Source organism: Companilactobacillus ginsenosidimutans (assembly GCF_001050475.1).
Lineage (GTDB): Bacteria > Bacillota > Bacilli > Lactobacillales > Lactobacillaceae > Companilactobacillus > Companilactobacillus ginsenosidimutans.
Genome location: NZ_CP012034.1, coordinates 941,823 through 957,810, shown reverse-complemented (window position 1 = coordinate 957,810; position 15,988 = coordinate 941,823). Strand labels below are relative to the sequence as shown.

Genomic DNA, 15,988 nt, shown 5'->3' with positions numbered 1-15,988 from the left:
GGTTGAAGGAAAACTAAGTTTTGCCTCAACCTCTTTTTATATAGGGTGATATAGATGCTAAAAATATTTAATACATACACACGAGAAAAAGAAGAATTCAAATCAATTCAACCTAATCAAGTGAATATGTATGTCTGTGGTCCCACAGTCTATAACTATATTCACATTGGAAATGGGCGCTCAATCGTTGCTTTTGACACTGTCAGACGTTATTTGGAATATATTGGTTACAATGTAAAATTTGTTTCTAATTTTACTGATGTTGACGACAAGATGATTAAAGAAGCTGCTCGAGAAAATATTACCGTCCCAGAAGTTGCCGATAAATTTATTAAAGCTTTCTACGAAGATATTGATGAACTGAATGTTCAACGTGCAACAGTTAATCCTCGTGCGACTGACAACATTCCAGAAATCATTAACTTTGTAAAAGTGTTGATAGATAAGGGTTATGCTTATGAATCAGATGGGGATGTCTTTTATCGTGCCCGTAAATTCAAAAATTACGGCAAACTTTCAGACATGGACATTGATCAATTAGTTCAAGGTGCCAGTGAACATATTGGTGAAGCTGAATTTGATAAGAAGCAAGATCCGATTGATTTTGCGCTTTGGAAAAAAGCTAAGCCAGGTGAAATTAACTGGGATTCTCCTTGGGGTAAGGGCCGTCCAGGTTGGCACATTGAATGTTCAGTTATGTCGACCAAATATCTCGGCAATAATTTTGATATTCATGGTGGTGGTCAAGACCTTGAATTCCCTCATCACGAAAATGAAATTGCCCAATCTGAGGCTGAGACAGGTGAAAAATTCGTTAATTATTGGATGCACAATGGTTTTGTGACTGTTGAGAACAACGAGAAAATGAGTAAATCACTTGGTAATTTTGTGACCGTTCATGATTTAGTTAAGACAACTGATCCACAGGTGATTCGCTTCTTCCTATCATCAACACATTATCGTCGTCCACTTGAGTATTCAAAGGCCAACCTGCAAAAAGCTGCCGATAATTTGGATAAAATTAAGACTGCTTATAACAATTTGAGTTTTAGACTTGATGATGCTAATGGTCAAAAGGACGCAACAATTGACGAACAAATTGCTAAAATTGTTGAAGAATTTAAGACTGCCATGAATGATGACTTTAATGTTCAAAATGGATTGACGACAATTTTTGAGTTGGTGAGTCTAGCTAATAATTACAGCAGCCAAGATTCAGTCAACAAAGAAAATGCTGAAGCTATTTTGACTGCAATTTCAGACTTGTCTGGAATCTTGGGTGTCACATTTGATGACAAAAAGGAATTATCCGACGAGATTCAATCAATGGTTGACCAACGTGATCAAGCTCGTGCTGATAAAGATTTTGCGACGAGTGACGAATTACGTGATAAATTAAAAGAAATGGGCGTAATTCTTGAAGATACGCCGCAGGGAACACGGTGGCATTTAAATGATTAAGATTGAACAACTAAATGGAGTTACATTGGCATATCTTGGGGATGCTGTTTATGAAGTATATATTCGTGAACACCTTCTTGAAACTGGGAAAACCAAAGTTAATGAACTTCAATACATGTCGAAACAATTTGTCTCGGCCAAGGCTCAAGCATCCTTGATAAATCTGATGATTGAAGAAGATATTTTATCTGATCAAGAAGTTAGGATTTATAAAAATGGTCGTAATGCCAAAAAGTATACGAAAGCCAAAAATACTGATGTAGTGACTTACCACATGTCAACAGGATTTGAGGCAGTGATGGGCTATTTGGACATTACCGGCGATAAAAAACGCTTAGAAGAATTAATTAATTATTGTATTAAAAAAGTTGAGGCAGGTGAAACGAATGCAAAATAATTCAGAAGAAAGTGAACTAGTCTTTGGTCACCATTCAGTTGTTGAATTATTGAAATCACCAACTGCTAATCAACGTGTCAACAAAGTTTTAGTTCAAAAAGATTTAACTAGTGAGCACGTACGAGAAGTAGTCAAGATTGCCAAACGTGACCGCTTGATAGTACAAGAGGTTCCAAAGAGCAAGCTAGACTTAATCTCTGACGGTGGAACTCACCAAGGTGTTGCAGCTTATGTTGCACCATACCAATATGTTGAATTGGACGAAATCTTTAAAAGTGCCGAAAAGAAGGGGACAGATCCATTTATCCTAATTCTCGACAAAATTGAAGATCCACATAATTTAGGATCAATCATGCGTACTGCTGATGCGGTTGGTGTGGATGGAATTATTATTCCTAAACATCGTTCAACCGGATTAACAGCCGTTGTTGCTAAAACTTCAACTGGAGCTATTGAGCATGTTCCAGTAGTTCGTGTGACCAATTTAGTTAACACGATTAATGATTTAAAGAAACGAAATGTTTGGATCTTTGGTACAGCCATGGAAGGTAAAAACTATCGTCAATGGAATGCCAAAGGTGCAATTGCTTTAGTCATCGGTAACGAAGGGAAAGGAGTATCACCACTTGTACAAAAACAAGTCGATGAAACTCTAAGTATTCCCATGGTTGGACACGTGCAAAGTTTGAATGCTAGTGTCGCAACTGGTGTTATGTTGTACCAAGCATTTGCTTCAAGAAACGAATAACTTATGAAATAAAATAAACAGTTGCCAATTTTTGGTAACTGTTTTTTTGTAAACACACGTTCGGTATTAATACTTATTAATACAATGGTAATCTTGTTTTTAAGAAAATATACACAGAATTAATCACATGCGAATAAAAACAGAAATTGAATTAATTGTACAAGTCAGAGACTACGATGATTCAGAAGCCCTTCAATATTTAGTGAAAAAATATCAACCGATGATTGATAAGATGTATAAGCTATATTGGTTGAATGGCTACGATCGAAATGATTGGTATCAGGAATCATTTATTGTGTGTTTACAGACTTGTAAATTGTTTGATGGTAGCCAAGGCTCGAAATTTGCCAACTTCTTTAAGATGCGATTGAATAATCACATTGTATCTTTGATTAGGGCACAAAGAGCTTCCAAGCGCCAAGCAAACAATGATGCGTTTTCTTTTGAGGATTTAATTAGGACAAGAGAAAATCTTTTGGACTTTCTAAGTCAACCAGCACCAGCCATTAGTGATATGTTGGAAAACTTTGAACGACTAATTGAGGACATGAGTGATCTCGAACTTGCAGCATTTCAAATTATCATTGGAGATATTACGGTTGAAGAAGCTTGTATGGCTCATCGATGTAATAACACCCAGCTGCAACGAGCGTCTAGTCGATGCAAGTCCAAAATCCGCAAAAGGATTACCACCTTTTAATAAATATTTTTTGTGTGGACTTTTTTAAATCAAAACGATACAATTATAAGGACATAAACCGTGCTATAAGGCGGAAGATTGTGGAGAAATGATATGGGACTAAGAAAAGTTGCGCTCGCATGTAGCGTTTGTGGCTCTCGTAATTATACGATTACTGAGAATCCAAATAGAACTGAAAGACTTGAAGTCATGAAGTTCTGTAAGCATTGCGGCAAACACACATTACATAAAGAAACACGTTAATTTGGAGGATCAAATGAAACTATTTAAATTTTTTGGCAGTGTTAATAAAGAAATGAAATTGGTTGTTTGGCCAACATGGAAAGAAAACAGAAGAGATACTTGGACTGTTATTGCTACATCATTGCTGTACGCTATCTTCTTTGCATTAGTTGACTGGGCTATCGTTGCAATTCTACAAGCCTTCTTTATGGGTAAGTAATTGTAAGTATGACAAAAATCTGATACTATATGAACAAGCAGAAAACTTCGAACGTCGTTCGAAGTTTTTTATTTTGATATTTTTTTGGAGGAAATTATGGCTGAAGCTGGCGAAAAACAATGGTATGTTCTACATACTTATTCTGGATACGAAAATAAAGTTAAGGAAAATCTAGAATCACGTGCACAATCAATGGGTATGGAAGATTACATTTTCCGTGCTGTTGTTCCTGAAGACGAAGAAACTGAAGTAAAGAACGGTAAGAAAAAGACTGAGATGAAGAAAACTTTCCCAGGATATGTTCTTGTTGAAATGGTTATGTCTGATGAATCATGGTTCGTTGTACGTAATACTCCTGGTGTTACAGGATTTGTCGGCAGTCACGGTTCAGGTAGTAAGCCTGCACCATTATTACCAGAAGAAATTGATAACATCTTGAAAGATCTTGGCGTTTCTACTAGAGACCACGATACTGACTTCACTGTTGGTGAAACAGTAACTATTATTGATGGTGCTTTTGCTAAGATGAGCGGTAAAGTCACAGAAGTTGATGCTGAACACATGAAACTTAAAGTTGAAGTTGATATGTTCGGTCGTATGACTAATGCCGAAGTTGGTTTTGACGACGTAGATAAACAATAATTTTATATTGCTATAGTTAAAATCACGTGCTACACTATTACGGTATGTTTTACATACTGTGGGAGAGAAAATTTACATTCTCATCATGACCACATCACGGACAAGGAGGTATGTTTCGTGGCTAAAAAAGTTGCTAACATAGTTAAATTACAAATACCTGCAGGTCAAGCTACTCCAGCTCCACCAGTTGGTCCAGCTTTAGGTCAAGCTGGTATTAATATCGTTGCATTTACAAAGGATTTTAATGCACGTACTCAAGAACAACGTGGAATGATCATTCCTGTTGTTATCTCTGTATACGAGGATCGTTCATTCGATTTCGTTACAAAGACACCACCTGCTGCTGTTCTTCTTAAGAAGGCAGCTGGTGTAGATAGTGGCTCTGGTGAACCTAACACAAAGAAGGTTGCCACAGTTACATCAGATCAAGTTCGCGAAATTGCTGAAACCAAGATGAAAGACCTAAACGCTGCTAGTGTTGAATCTGCAATGCGTATGGTCGCTGGTACTGCACGAAGTATGGGATTTGAAGTTAAAGACTAGTCTTAACTTTTTAACAGTTTACAGGGATGTGAAAACATTCTTAACAAGTGGGAGGGGAAAATTTAAATCCCCAATGGACCACAAAGCAAGGAGGAACTTAGCATGGCTAAGCATGGAAAAAAATATATGGACGCAGTTAAAGGCCTAGACAAGTCAAAGACTTACTCTGCCGCAGATGCTGCTGAATTACTTAAGAAAATTGATTACGCAAAATTCGATTCAACAATCGAAGTTGCAATTAACTTGGATGTAGATCCAAAACAAGCTGATCAACAAATTCGTGGTGCTATCGTACTACCAAATGGTACTGGTAAAACTTCGAAGGTTATTGTCTTCGCTGAAGGTGCTCAAGCTAAAGATGCTGAAGCAGCTGGTGCTGACATCGTTGGTTCAGATGATCTTGTTGAAAAAATTCAAGATGGTTGGTTAGACTTTGACGTTGCTGTTGCTACACCACCAATGATGGCTAAGGTTGGACGTTTAGGTAGAGTTCTTGGACCTAAAGGTTTAATGCCTAACCCTAAGACTGGTACAGTTACAATGGACGTTACAAAGGCTGTTAACGACATCAAAGCTGGACAAGTTACTTACCGTGTTGACTCAAATGGTTTGATCCACGCACCAATCGGTAAAGCTTCATTTGATACTAAGAAACTTTCAGAAAACTTCGATGCACTTTACGAAGCAATCTTAAAGGCTCGTCCAGCATCATTGAAGGGTGCATATGTTACAAGTGTTAACATGACTTCAACATTTGGCCCTGGTCTTAAGATTAACGCTTAATCTTATTGACTAAATACCAAAATGATGATAAATTACAATAGTTGATTTCTACCGAAGACTCAGGTGATGTATATCTTAATATCCTGCCGAGGCCAGAAGATTGTTAAATAATCTCTGTGCTCATTCGGGCGCAGAGATTTTATTTTATAGCCGATAAATCGTAGAGTTAACTAAGATAATTATGGAGGTGAAACGTAAAATGAAGCAAGAGAAATTAGATGCAAAACAAGCACAAGTTGATGCAGTCGTTGAAAACTTGAAGAATGCTAAGTCAGTTGTTGTTGTTGACTATTTAGGTTTAACAGTTGAAGAAGCAACTAACATGCGTGCTGAACTACGTGAGCAAGGTGCTCACATGGAAGTTATCAAGAATACAATCTTGAGACGTGCTGCTGATGCTGCTGGTATCGAAGGAATTGAAGACTTATTCGTAGGTCCTACAGCTATTGCCTTTTCTGAAGAAGATCCAGTTGCTCCAGCTAAAGTTGCTGCTAAATATGCCAAAGATGTTGAAGCCGTTGAAATTAAAGGTGGAATGATCGAAGGCAAAGTTGCTACTCTTGAACAAATTCAAGATCTTGCAACATTACCATCAAGAGATGGATTACTATCTATGTTGGTATCTGTATTACAAGCTCCAGTTCGTGACTTCGCTCTTACTGTTAAAGCAATTGCAGATAAGAAAGATGACGAACCAGCTGCTTAATTTTTAAACAAAAAATATTAAACTCAATTTGGAGGAAATCAAAATGGCTTTAGATACACAAGCAATTATCGACCAATTAAAAGATGCATCAATCCTTGAACTAAACGATTTAGTTAAGGCAATCGAAGAAGAATTTGACGTTACAGCTGCTGCTCCAGTTGCTGCTGCAGGTGCTGCAGGTGCAGATGCCGGTGCAGAAAAAGACTCATTCGACGTTGAATTAACAGAATCAGGACAAGAAAAAGTTAAGGTTATCAAGGAAGTTCGTGGTATCACAGGACTTGGCTTGAAAGACTCAAAAGACTTAGTTGATGGTGCACCTAAGGTTATCAAAGAAGGCGTTGCTAAAGCTGACGCTGACGAAATGAAAGAAAAACTTGAAGCTGTTGGCGCAACAGTTACATTGAAATAATTAACTTATGTTAAAATTAATCCTCGAAAGAGGATTTTTTTTTACCCAAAATTTATTTAACGAGGGGATTAATCATGGCCAACCAGTATTTCGAAAATGATGAAAATTTAGAACATGAATTAAAAACATTTGATTTTACACTTAAAGGCAACAACTTGAAATTCACATCTGATAGTGGAGTATTTTCCAGGCAGACGATTGATTTTGGTTCTAGAGTCTTGATTGAAGCAATTGATTTCTCTAATGTGCCACAAGGCGACATTTTGGACGTTGGTTGCGGTTATGGACCAATTGGTTTGGCTCTGGCAAAAGATCAACCTAAACGTCAGGTGGCGATGTCAGACGTCAATTTGCGTGCCTTAGATTTAGCACAAAAAAATGCAAAAGCTAATAAAATCACTAATGTCGATATTTTCGAGTCAAGTATTTATGAAAAAATTGAAAATAAATATGCCTTAATTGTTTCCAATCCGCCAATTAGAGCTGGAAAAGAAGTTGTATCCGGAATAATTGGTGGTGCTAACGATTATTTATTAGATAACGGTGAAGTATGGATTGTTATCCAAAAGAAACAAGGTGAACCTTCCGCAAAGAAACTGATGAAAGAAACTTACGGAAATGTTGAAGTAGTTACTCGAGACAAGGGGTATTATATTCTCAGAAGTAAAAAACAAGAATTGTAATTGAGGGGGTTTCCATTTTGGATAAAAAATTATTAATTGGTTTAGGATTATCAGTAGTGACTGGTGGTGTCGCAGTATTAGGATTGTTTGCTTTTAAAACAGTTAGAAAGTTTAAAGTAAAACGTGAACGTAAACAATTAAAAAGATTAATCAAGAAACATCTAAATGGTAATGAAAAGGCTCTTGCAATTGTTGATGGGCTTTCTAATTTTGAAATAAGAATCTTGTTTAAGATTGTTGAAAAAGCCACTGAAAAAATTAGTGATATCAAATTGCCCGCTGCATTGAGTGACAAGATATCCTCAATTGCTGAGGGTTAATTATGCATTTTTCAGATGAACAAAACGAAAACTTCATGCAAATGGCTTTGGATCAGGCAAAAATTGCACAAAGTTATGGGGAAGTGCCAATTGGTTGCACAATTATTGACAATCGTACTTCTGAAATCATCTCGGTTGGATACAATGAACGCGAAGAAACTCAGAATGCAATTAAACATGCTGAAATAATTGCTATCGAGAACGCCTGTGCCAAGATTGGCAGTTGGCGACTTGAACATATGAGTTTGTATGTCACTCTAGAGCCATGTCCAATGTGTGCCGGCGCAATTATTAATAGTCGTGTAGAAGAAGTTATTTTTGGTGCCTATGATCCTAAAGCTGGGTCAGTTGGATCAATTAATAACTTATTCGAAGAAACAAAATATAATCATCAGCCGGATTTCGTTGGTGGTATATTGGCGGACGATTCAGCTAGTTTACTACAAAACTTTTTCAGAGAAATTCGTCGCAAAAAGTAGCATTAATTTGGTATTTATAGTAATATAGTTATTGCCGCAAGGCCTTAGGGCAATGGTGCTCTTACGAATCGTGTCAGGTTCGGAAGAAAGCAGCACTAAGTAAGTTGCAACATGTGCCTTTTGTTATGTATATTAGCCTCCTAATCTAACCGATTAGGAGTTTTTTTGTGGTAAAATTTAACTATTAAACACAAGTTAGGAGAATACATGGCATATCAAGCACTATATCGGGTATGGCGACCTCAAACTTTCGCTGATGTGGTTGGTCAAGAAGTAGTTACACAGACTCTGCGTAACGCAGTGGCTAATAATATGACCAGTCATGCATATTTGTTCAGTGGCCCTCGTGGAACTGGTAAAACTTCCTGCGCAAAGATTTTAGCAAAGGCTGTTAACTGTTTAAATCCACATGATGGTGAGCCTTGCAATGAATGCGAAATTTGTAAAGCAGCCAACGAAAATCGTTTAAATGATGTGATTGAAATTGATGCCGCTTCAAACAACGGTGTCGAAGAGATTCGTGACATTCGTGATAAAGTAAAATACGCTCCTACTGAGGCAAAATTCAAAGTTTACATTATTGATGAAGTTCATATGCTTTCTCAAGGTGCTTTTAATGCACTGTTGAAGACTTTAGAGGAACCGCCAGCTAACGTAATGTTTATTCTGGCAACAACTGAACCTCAAAAAATTCCAGCAACAATTATTTCTAGAACCCAAAGCTTTACATTCAGAAGAATTTCCAAGCAAGATATTTTGGATCGTATGGAATTAATCTTGAATGATAAAAAAGTTGAATATGATGAAGAAGCATTAAATATTATCGCGGCATCTGCTGAAGGTGGGATGCGTGATGCATTGAGTATTTTGGATCAGGCTTTGTCTTTCGGTGATGATACATTAACGTTAAACAACGCTCAAGAAGTTACAGGTGCTTTAAGTAATGACCAAATCGTTGCCTATATGACGGCTGTTTCAGACAACAATCCAGCAGATGCTCTAACAAGTTTGTACAAAATTTTATCAAGTGGACGTTCAGCAATTCGTTTTACCGAAATGATTATTCGAGTTTGTCGAAACATGATTTTGTACAATTCGAATACCGATTTATCTGAACAAATGGATTCAACCATTATGACCAAGGACATGTTGGCTATTTCCAGCAAGTTCGATAATGACAGATTGTTCTATATTGTCGACCAAGTTAGTAACACTCAAAGAAACTTGAAGAATTCCAATCAGACTGACGTGTACATGGAGATTTTGACTGTTAAAATAAGTGAACCTCAAGTTGAAGCTTCTGCTGGACAACCTGTTGCAACGACAGCTGCTGCCCCAGTTGATAATGTTGAAGTAGACAGATTAAGTGATGAAGTGCGTAAACTGAAGTCAGAAATAAAAAATATTTCGACAACAGGTGTTCAACAACCTGCTGCTGCAGTTAAGGTTGATAAACCAGTTCATCGAAATAGTAATAAAAAAACCAAACTTAACATGACTGCTATTTATAAAGTTTTATCAGCGGCAACTAAAGATGATTTGAATGCTGCAAAAGATATTTGGCCGGATGTAATGAACATGTTGTCAGTCACACAGCGTGCGATGATGCGAGTTTCAGATCCGGTTGCAGCAAGTCCGAGTGGTATTGTGATGGCTTTTGACTATGCAATGTGGTTCGAACAAGCTCAAGAGGATCAAGATTTGTTAGATTCTTTGACGGACAATGTTAGTAAGCTGCTGAAAAAAGATTGTTCCATCGTTATGGTGCCAAAAGCAGACTGGCCTGGAATAAGAAAAGAATATATTAATAATAAATTTGATTCTAATAACAATAACGATGTAAAATCTAAACCAGAGACAACAAAATCCGACGAGACGGTTGATGAAGCTGTAAACTTGTTTGGTGAAGATAATGTTGATATCAAAAACGACTAGGAGGAATTAATTATGGCTCAAGGACCTAATTTTGGAAATATGGGTGGAAATATGGCAGACTTAATGCGCCAAGCCCAAAAGATGCAAAAACAAGTAACAGAAGCACAAAATGAAATTAAGAATGCCGAGTACGAAGGTAAGGCAGCTGGCGAATTAGTAACTTTGAAGATGAATGGTGAAAGAAAAGTTACTGATTTGAAGATTGCTGACAAGTTGATTGACCCAGATGATCCAGATACATTGCAAGACATGATTATCATGGCTTTTAATGATGCCAACGATAAAATGACAGAAGATCAAAAAGAAAAACTCGGTCAATACGCTGGTGGCCTTGGTGGCAACGGCTTGAATGGATTGATGTAGAATGAATTACCCTGAACCAATTACGAAATTAATAGATAGTTACATGCTATTACCAGGAATTGGACGTAAGACTGCAACGAGGATGGCGTTTTATACGCTAAGTATGGATAAAGATGACGTCAAAGAGTTTTCTGACAACTTAATGTCTGCCAAAACTGATTTGAGGTCATGTGCGATTTGTGGAAATATCACAACAGAAGAAACATGTTCAATCTGTCGTGATACAAATCGAGATCAATCCACAATACTAGTAGTCGAACAACCAAAAGATATTTTATCAATCGACGACATGAACGCTTATAATGGCTTATACCACGTATTAGGTGGAGTATTATCACCAGTCGACGGAATCGGCCCTGAGAATCTGAACATAAAATTACTACTAAACCGTCTACGAGAAAATAAGGCAGTCAAAGAATTAATCATTGCTACCAACGCAACTCCAGACGGAGAAGCAACTGCACAATATTTGGCCAAATTAGTTAAGCCAGCTGGCATCAAAGTAACAAGATTAGCCAGAGGACTAGCAGTAGGATCTGATATTGAATACGCTGACGAAATGACACTAAAGAGTGCAGTATTAGGACGCAGGGAGATATAAACATGTTTGGAAGAAAAAAAGTAAACGTGCAAAAAATCGAAGACAACCGTCTATTAGACGACATCCGAGAAATCCAAGCACGCGCAAACAACTTACAAAAACTGGTAGATAATTCATTAGAAGTATCCGATGAAACCAGAATAAAATTGCGCCTAGAAATGTTAAAATACCAATTTTTATATTTAGAAGCACGCCGAAGAAAAACTCAAGCGCGTGAAACAACAAATATAATATTCGGTGATGAAGATACATTCCTAAGCCAACCAAACACTGCCGAGAAACACTGGTAAAAGATAATTAACAAGAATGTATAAAGAAACACGAAATAAAATAGGTCGAAAACATTTTTGTTTTCGACCTATTGTTTTACAGTTTGGGAATAAAATAAAATGAGAGAAATAAATTTTTCCATTAGTAAGATCCAAAAATCTGTTGGATAGAGTACCGCAGAGAAAACCACCAAGATTTTGAACTTAATCATTTGATTTTTACTGGTCAACTTCAAAACAAGTGAACACAGGAAAAATGAAAACATCTCATAGTGGAAAAATTTGAGAAACCAAAAACCCACAAACAAATAAGTTTTGAGGAACACAGATGGAGGAAGGAAATCGATTTTGGCTCAGTACTGAAATTTGAGTTAGTCGGGGAACTATCCCGACTTACCTCAAAGACCGAGTTTGGAAACATCTCGAACTGTGAGATGGTTTCAAATCGTGTCCAGTACGTTCCAGCCAAAAAATCGATTTCCTTCCGGAATCGACAGTGAACCGCCCAAAGCCTACATATTTGTCTCAACCCCCAACCTCAAGTAAAATAAACCATAACTAACTAGGAGATAAAAAATGCCAGGAATTTTTATATCATTTGAAGGCCCAGACGGCGCAGGAAAGACCACCGCACTAAATAGTCTACTACCCAAACTAAAAGCCCTCACAACGCAAGAAATTGTCGTCTCAAGGGAACCCGGTGGTAGTCCTATAGCCGAAAAAATTCGTGATATCATTTTAGATGTCAATGAAGAAGGAATGGATGACAGGACAGAGGCACTATTATATGCTGCTGCTAGACGTCAACATCTAATCGATGTCATTTTGCCAACTCTTAATGCTGGGAAAATCATGTTAAGCGACCGTTTCGTTGATAGCTCAATTGCCTATCAAGGTGGTGGACGTGAAATTGGTGAAAAAGAAGTGGCATCCATCAATGATTTTGCTATCGATGGACATTTACCTGATTTGACAATCTATTTCGACATTTCTCCAGAAGTTGGTTTAAGCAGAATTAGAAAAGATCATCAAGAAGCGATGGATCGCTTAGAGAAGGCATCACTTGACTTTCATGAGCGAGTACATGATTCATATCTCAAACTAGTTAAAGCTAATCCAGAGCGTATTCAAACTATTGATGCCAATCAAGCACCTGATAAAGTGGTTTCAGATGCAATCAAATCTATGCAAAAAAGATTCCCAAATGTGTTTAACGGAGGTCAATAATTATGAAAATGATATTAGCAATCGTACAAGACAAGGATAGCCAACAACTACAAACTAAGTTAGTAAAAGACGGTTTCAGATTTACACGACTACCATCAACAGGTGGTTTCTTAAAATCAGGTAACTCAACTTTTATCATGGGTGTTGAAGAAGAAAAAATCGATGCAGCCTTAGAAGTAATTAAGTCAGCTTGTCATACAAGAACACAATATGTGACATCCTCATTCGTGTTGCCAGAAAGTGGCATTGGTGATCCCGTCGAAGTTCAAGTCGGTGGAGCAACTTGTTTCATCTTGCCAGTCGATAAATTCGTGAGATTTTAATAATGGAAGACATTAAGCAAGAGCAACCGAAAGTAATTTCCGAGTTCAAAAAAATTATTCAGTCAAATATGTTGAGTCACGCATATTTGATCGATAGTTCATCATCACATGTGCGCAATCAAGTCGCAATTTGGTTGGCACAAACGCAGTTTTGCGAAAATCTCCAGGATGGAATGCCAGATGAAACTTGTCAGCGTTGTAGAAATATCGCATTGGGGGATAATCCTGATGTCTTGCAAATTACCACCGACAAGCAAAGTATTGGTGTAGATGATATTAAATATTTCAAAAAAGAAGCAAATATGACAGCAACACAAGGTAATCGTCGTGTTCTGATAATAAACGAGGCCGAGAAAATGACCAGTGCTGCCAGCAACAATTTGTTGAAGACCATCGAGGAGCCAGAAGGCAATTTGATGATCATCTTGTTGTGCAATTCTTCCAAACAAGTATTGCCAACAATCCAATCACGAGTTCAAATATTTCACCTATCCAATCAAAGTAATTCAGATGAGATAACTGATTTAGAAAAATTAGGATATAAAGATGCTGCAGCAAAGTTGGCACTGAGCATATCTGATGTGAAAAATTTGTTAACAATGAATGGGGATAATTATCAAGCACTGCATGCGGCGGTGATAACATGGTTGAAACGTTGTAATGGCGGTCAAGCTGATAGCTACATTGATGTGCAGACGGATATTATGCCACTGATTGAGAACAAAAATCACCAACAACTTTATTTTGATATGATGAATCAAATTTTTAGTGATATATTATCAGTTAGGTACAAAATCAGAGATGCAAAATTGATTGATGGGGATGTCTTGTCAAATAAGAGTATTCCCACCATCGTAAAGTTTTCTGAAGAACTATTTCATGCAGAAGAAATGTGGAAAAGTAATGTCGCATTTCAGGCAATCCTAGAAGATTTATCATTAAAATATGTGAATTAGCGGGTACGGTTATGGCAGAAAATGATTTATATAGTGAGTTCGAAAATATATCGAACAAATTGAATGACTTGAGTTCGCAAATGGCTTCAATGAAAGAAAAATTATCAAAAAGTTTAGAAGAAAATGAAGAACTCAAAATTGAAAACAAAAATCTTCGTAAGCGTCTGGAGAAAGATACTGACGGAGGAAAAGATTTTGATCCAAACGATTTACCAAGTTCACGTTTAAACCTCGAAGACTTATACGAGAAGGGATTTCATGTATGTCAGCAATTTTATGGGGCACATCATGATGAACCTTGTATGTTTTGTTTAGACGTTATTTATGGTAAACGTGATAAAAAACAATAGTAGGGGAGCAATTTGAATGAAAGAACAAAAAAGTTTTGTTGATAATTCGAAGGGCTGCCTTTTTTTAGTGCCTACACCAATTGGTAACTTAAACGATATGACTTATCGAGCAGTTCAAACTTTGCAAGATGCAGATTTAGTGGCTGCTGAGGATACAAGAAATACCAAGAATTTACTCAACCACTTTGAAATAACAACAGATTTAATTAGTTTTCACGAACACAATACGGCTCAACGAATTCCTGAATTAGTTGAGAAAATGAATCAGGGTATGAACATCGCTCAAGTTAGTGATGCCGGTACTCCTTCAATTAGTGATCCTGGAAAAGAATTAGTTAAAGCTGCCATCAAGGCTGAAATCGCAGTTGTCCCACTACCTGGTGCGACTGCATCTACCACGGCTTTGATAGCATCAGGAATTAGTCCACAGCCATTTTATTTCTTCGGATTTTTGCCACGTAAAGGTAAGGAACGCACGGAAGCCTTAGTTAATTTGGCCAATAGAGAAGAGACTACCATTGTGTACGAATCACCATATCGTGTGAAAAAAACGTTGGATGATTTATCAGAAAAATTTGGTGCTGATAGACAAATTACTTTAGCACGTGAGTTGACTAAATTACATGAAGCTTTTTTACGTGGAAGCCTTGCTGATGTAATTGAATATTACCAGGACAATGAACCTAAAGGTGAGTATGTCTTAATTATCGCGGGAAAACCTGAAGTCCAGTCCGACACTATGAGTGATGGCCAAATTATTCAAGCAGTGGATAGGTTGATTGAGGCAGGAAATAAGCCTAATAAAGCTATCAAAGAAATTGCTGCACAAAACGAATTGAAGAAACAAGAAGTTTACAACTTATACCACAACATTGAGGGGAGTACCGATTAATGGATAAAGAAGAACAAGCTGAGATTTATACTGAAGAATCGGCTTTTCCGTTTTACTTATCTAACTTCACAGGAGATATTAAGATATCTGCTCTTTTGGATGTGATGTTATTAGCATCAGAAAACCAATTGAAGCAAAAAAATGCTGACAGTGTTTCTATGGTTAAACGAGGATTAGGCTGGGTTGTTACTCAATACCACATGGATATTGATAAAATGCCCGAAGTAGGACAAAAATTACAAGTTAGTACTCGAGCTACCAGCTATAATAAATTTTTCTTTTATCGTGATTTTTGGATTGACGATATGGATGGCAATAGAATGGTTACACTTGAATCTGCATTTGTAATTATTGATATTAATAAACGCAAAATTGTTAGTGCAGCTGACAATCTCCAAGACATGTTTGGATCACGTCAGACTAACAAAATTAAGCGTTTTGCACGATTGAAGGCACCTGATGCGTTTGATTCAAAGAATCCGCAGCATATTGGTTACTATAATATTGATGTTAATCGTCACGTGAATAATACTTATTATTTTGATTGGATGGTTGATTCTTTGGACATCGAATTCATTGCTACACATCGTATTAAATCAATGGATATTAAGTACGAAAAGGAATTGAAGCTTGAAAGTGAGCCTGAGGTTTTTGTTAAACAAGATGACTTAACTACTACTCACTGGATCGAAAATGGTGATGAATTAAATGTTATTGCTAAGTTTGTTTGGGAAAACAAGTAATTCGATGAACTTA

General features: G+C 37.0%; 24 protein-coding genes, 1 other RNA gene and 1 other annotated feature. All 25 genes read left to right on the top strand.

Annotated features, from left to right (window positions below; translation table 11 throughout):
- Positions 1–54 precede the first annotated feature (54 nt).
- The 25 genes from cysS to ABM34_RS04995 all read left to right on the top strand — a co-directional run bounded on the left by cysS (position 55) and on the right by ABM34_RS04995 (position 15,975).
- Complete coding sequence (gene cysS / locus ABM34_RS05105; protein WP_048703978.1) at positions 55–1,461, top strand: cysteine--tRNA ligase; 1,407 nt, start codon at positions 55–57, stop codon at positions 1,459–1,461.
- Positions 1,454–1,858, top strand: coding sequence for a Mini-ribonuclease 3 (locus ABM34_RS05100; RefSeq protein WP_048703977.1), 405 nt, complete (start codon positions 1,454–1,456; stop codon positions 1,856–1,858). The genes cysS and ABM34_RS05100 overlap by 8 nt, the downstream gene beginning before the upstream one ends.
- Positions 1,848–2,606, top strand: a complete 759-nt coding sequence (gene rlmB, locus ABM34_RS05095; RefSeq protein ID WP_048703975.1) for a 23S rRNA (guanosine(2251)-2'-O)-methyltransferase RlmB — start codon at positions 1,848–1,850, stop codon at positions 2,604–2,606. The genes ABM34_RS05100 and rlmB overlap by 11 nt, the downstream gene beginning before the upstream one ends.
- A gap of 127 nt (positions 2,607–2,733) precedes the next feature.
- On the top strand, positions 2,734–3,306 hold the full coding sequence (locus ABM34_RS05090) for a sigma factor (RefSeq protein WP_048703974.1): 573 nt from the start codon (positions 2,734–2,736) through the stop codon (positions 3,304–3,306).
- A gap of 93 nt (positions 3,307–3,399) precedes the next feature.
- Positions 3,400–3,549: a 50S ribosomal protein L33 gene (rpmG, locus tag ABM34_RS13045; RefSeq protein WP_083988266.1), complete on the top strand. Its 150-nt coding sequence runs from the start codon at positions 3,400–3,402 to the stop codon at positions 3,547–3,549.
- A 13-nt stretch (positions 3,550–3,562) separates the two neighbouring features.
- A complete protein-coding gene (secE, locus tag ABM34_RS05085; protein WP_048703972.1) occupies positions 3,563–3,748 on the top strand; it encodes a preprotein translocase subunit SecE in 186 nt (61 codons plus the stop codon).
- 96 nt (positions 3,749–3,844) lie between these two features.
- On the top strand, positions 3,845–4,390 hold the full coding sequence (nusG, locus tag ABM34_RS05080; RefSeq protein WP_048703971.1) for a transcription termination/antitermination protein NusG: 546 nt from the start codon (positions 3,845–3,847) through the stop codon (positions 4,388–4,390).
- A gap of 117 nt (positions 4,391–4,507) precedes the next feature.
- Positions 4,508–4,933 carry a 50S ribosomal protein L11 gene (gene rplK, locus ABM34_RS05075; RefSeq protein WP_048703969.1) on the top strand — a complete coding sequence of 142 codons (426 nt, stop codon included), beginning with the start codon at positions 4,508–4,510 and terminating at the stop codon, positions 4,931–4,933.
- Positions 4,934–5,035: 102 nt separating this feature from the next.
- Positions 5,036–5,716: a 50S ribosomal protein L1 gene (gene rplA / locus ABM34_RS05070; protein ID WP_048703968.1), complete on the top strand. Its 681-nt coding sequence runs from the start codon at positions 5,036–5,038 to the stop codon at positions 5,714–5,716.
- 33 nt (positions 5,717–5,749) lie between these two features.
- Positions 5,750–5,868: a sequence feature (ribosomal protein L10 leader region), on the top strand.
- Between the two features lie 47 nt (positions 5,869–5,915).
- The gene (gene rplJ / locus ABM34_RS05065) at positions 5,916–6,422 is read left to right on the top strand and encodes a 50S ribosomal protein L10 (protein WP_048703966.1); all 507 of its coding nucleotides are present in this window, start codon (positions 5,916–5,918) and stop codon (positions 6,420–6,422) included.
- Between the two features lie 43 nt (positions 6,423–6,465).
- Positions 6,466–6,834, top strand: coding sequence for a 50S ribosomal protein L7/L12 (rplL, locus tag ABM34_RS05060; RefSeq protein ID WP_048703964.1), 369 nt, complete (start codon positions 6,466–6,468; stop codon positions 6,832–6,834).
- A 74-nt stretch (positions 6,835–6,908) separates the two neighbouring features.
- Entirely contained in the window at positions 6,909–7,517 is a 609-nt protein-coding gene (locus tag ABM34_RS05055; protein ID WP_048703962.1) for a class I SAM-dependent methyltransferase, read from the top strand.
- Between the two features lie 17 nt (positions 7,518–7,534).
- A complete protein-coding gene (locus ABM34_RS05050; RefSeq protein ID WP_048703961.1) occupies positions 7,535–7,837 on the top strand; it encodes a hypothetical protein in 303 nt (100 codons plus the stop codon).
- A gap of 2 nt (positions 7,838–7,839) precedes the next feature.
- On the top strand, positions 7,840–8,316 hold the full coding sequence (locus tag ABM34_RS05045) for a nucleoside deaminase (RefSeq protein WP_048703959.1): 477 nt from the start codon (positions 7,840–7,842) through the stop codon (positions 8,314–8,316).
- Positions 8,317–8,356: 40 nt separating this feature from the next.
- An RNA gene (ffs, locus tag ABM34_RS13000) (signal recognition particle sRNA small type) lies at positions 8,357–8,445 on the top strand.
- Between the two features lie 78 nt (positions 8,446–8,523).
- Positions 8,524–10,251, top strand: a complete 1,728-nt coding sequence (gene dnaX / locus ABM34_RS05040) for a DNA polymerase III subunit gamma/tau (protein WP_048703958.1) — start codon at positions 8,524–8,526, stop codon at positions 10,249–10,251.
- 12 nt (positions 10,252–10,263) lie between these two features.
- Positions 10,264–10,614, top strand: coding sequence for a YbaB/EbfC family nucleoid-associated protein (locus ABM34_RS05035; RefSeq protein WP_064505401.1), 351 nt, complete (start codon positions 10,264–10,266; stop codon positions 10,612–10,614).
- Position 10,615: 1 nt separating this feature from the next.
- Positions 10,616–11,215, top strand: coding sequence for a recombination mediator RecR (recR, locus tag ABM34_RS05030; RefSeq protein WP_048703957.1), 600 nt, complete (start codon positions 10,616–10,618; stop codon positions 11,213–11,215).
- Between the two features lie 2 nt (positions 11,216–11,217).
- Entirely contained in the window at positions 11,218–11,505 is a 288-nt protein-coding gene (locus tag ABM34_RS05025) for a YaaL family protein (RefSeq protein ID WP_048703955.1), read from the top strand.
- Between the two features lie 555 nt (positions 11,506–12,060).
- On the top strand, positions 12,061–12,711 hold the full coding sequence (tmk, locus tag ABM34_RS05020; protein ID WP_048703953.1) for a dTMP kinase: 651 nt from the start codon (positions 12,061–12,063) through the stop codon (positions 12,709–12,711).
- Positions 12,712–12,713: 2 nt separating this feature from the next.
- Complete coding sequence (locus tag ABM34_RS05015) at positions 12,714–13,034, top strand: cyclic-di-AMP receptor (protein WP_048703950.1); 321 nt, start codon at positions 12,714–12,716, stop codon at positions 13,032–13,034.
- 2 nt (positions 13,035–13,036) lie between these two features.
- A complete protein-coding gene (locus ABM34_RS05010; protein ID WP_048703948.1) occupies positions 13,037–13,990 on the top strand; it encodes a DNA polymerase III subunit delta' in 954 nt (317 codons plus the stop codon).
- 11 nt (positions 13,991–14,001) lie between these two features.
- On the top strand, positions 14,002–14,340 hold the full coding sequence (locus ABM34_RS05005; protein WP_048703946.1) for an initiation-control protein YabA: 339 nt from the start codon (positions 14,002–14,004) through the stop codon (positions 14,338–14,340).
- 16 nt (positions 14,341–14,356) lie between these two features.
- Positions 14,357–15,232 (top strand): 16S rRNA (cytidine(1402)-2'-O)-methyltransferase, encoded by an 876-nt coding sequence (gene rsmI, locus ABM34_RS05000; protein WP_048703943.1) that lies wholly within the window; start codon positions 14,357–14,359, stop codon positions 15,230–15,232.
- On the top strand, positions 15,232–15,975 hold the full coding sequence (locus ABM34_RS04995; protein ID WP_048703941.1) for an acyl-[acyl-carrier-protein] thioesterase: 744 nt from the start codon (positions 15,232–15,234) through the stop codon (positions 15,973–15,975). Before rsmI ends, ABM34_RS04995 begins: the two co-directional genes overlap by 1 nt.
- The last annotated feature ends 13 nt before the right edge of the window (positions 15,976–15,988 follow it).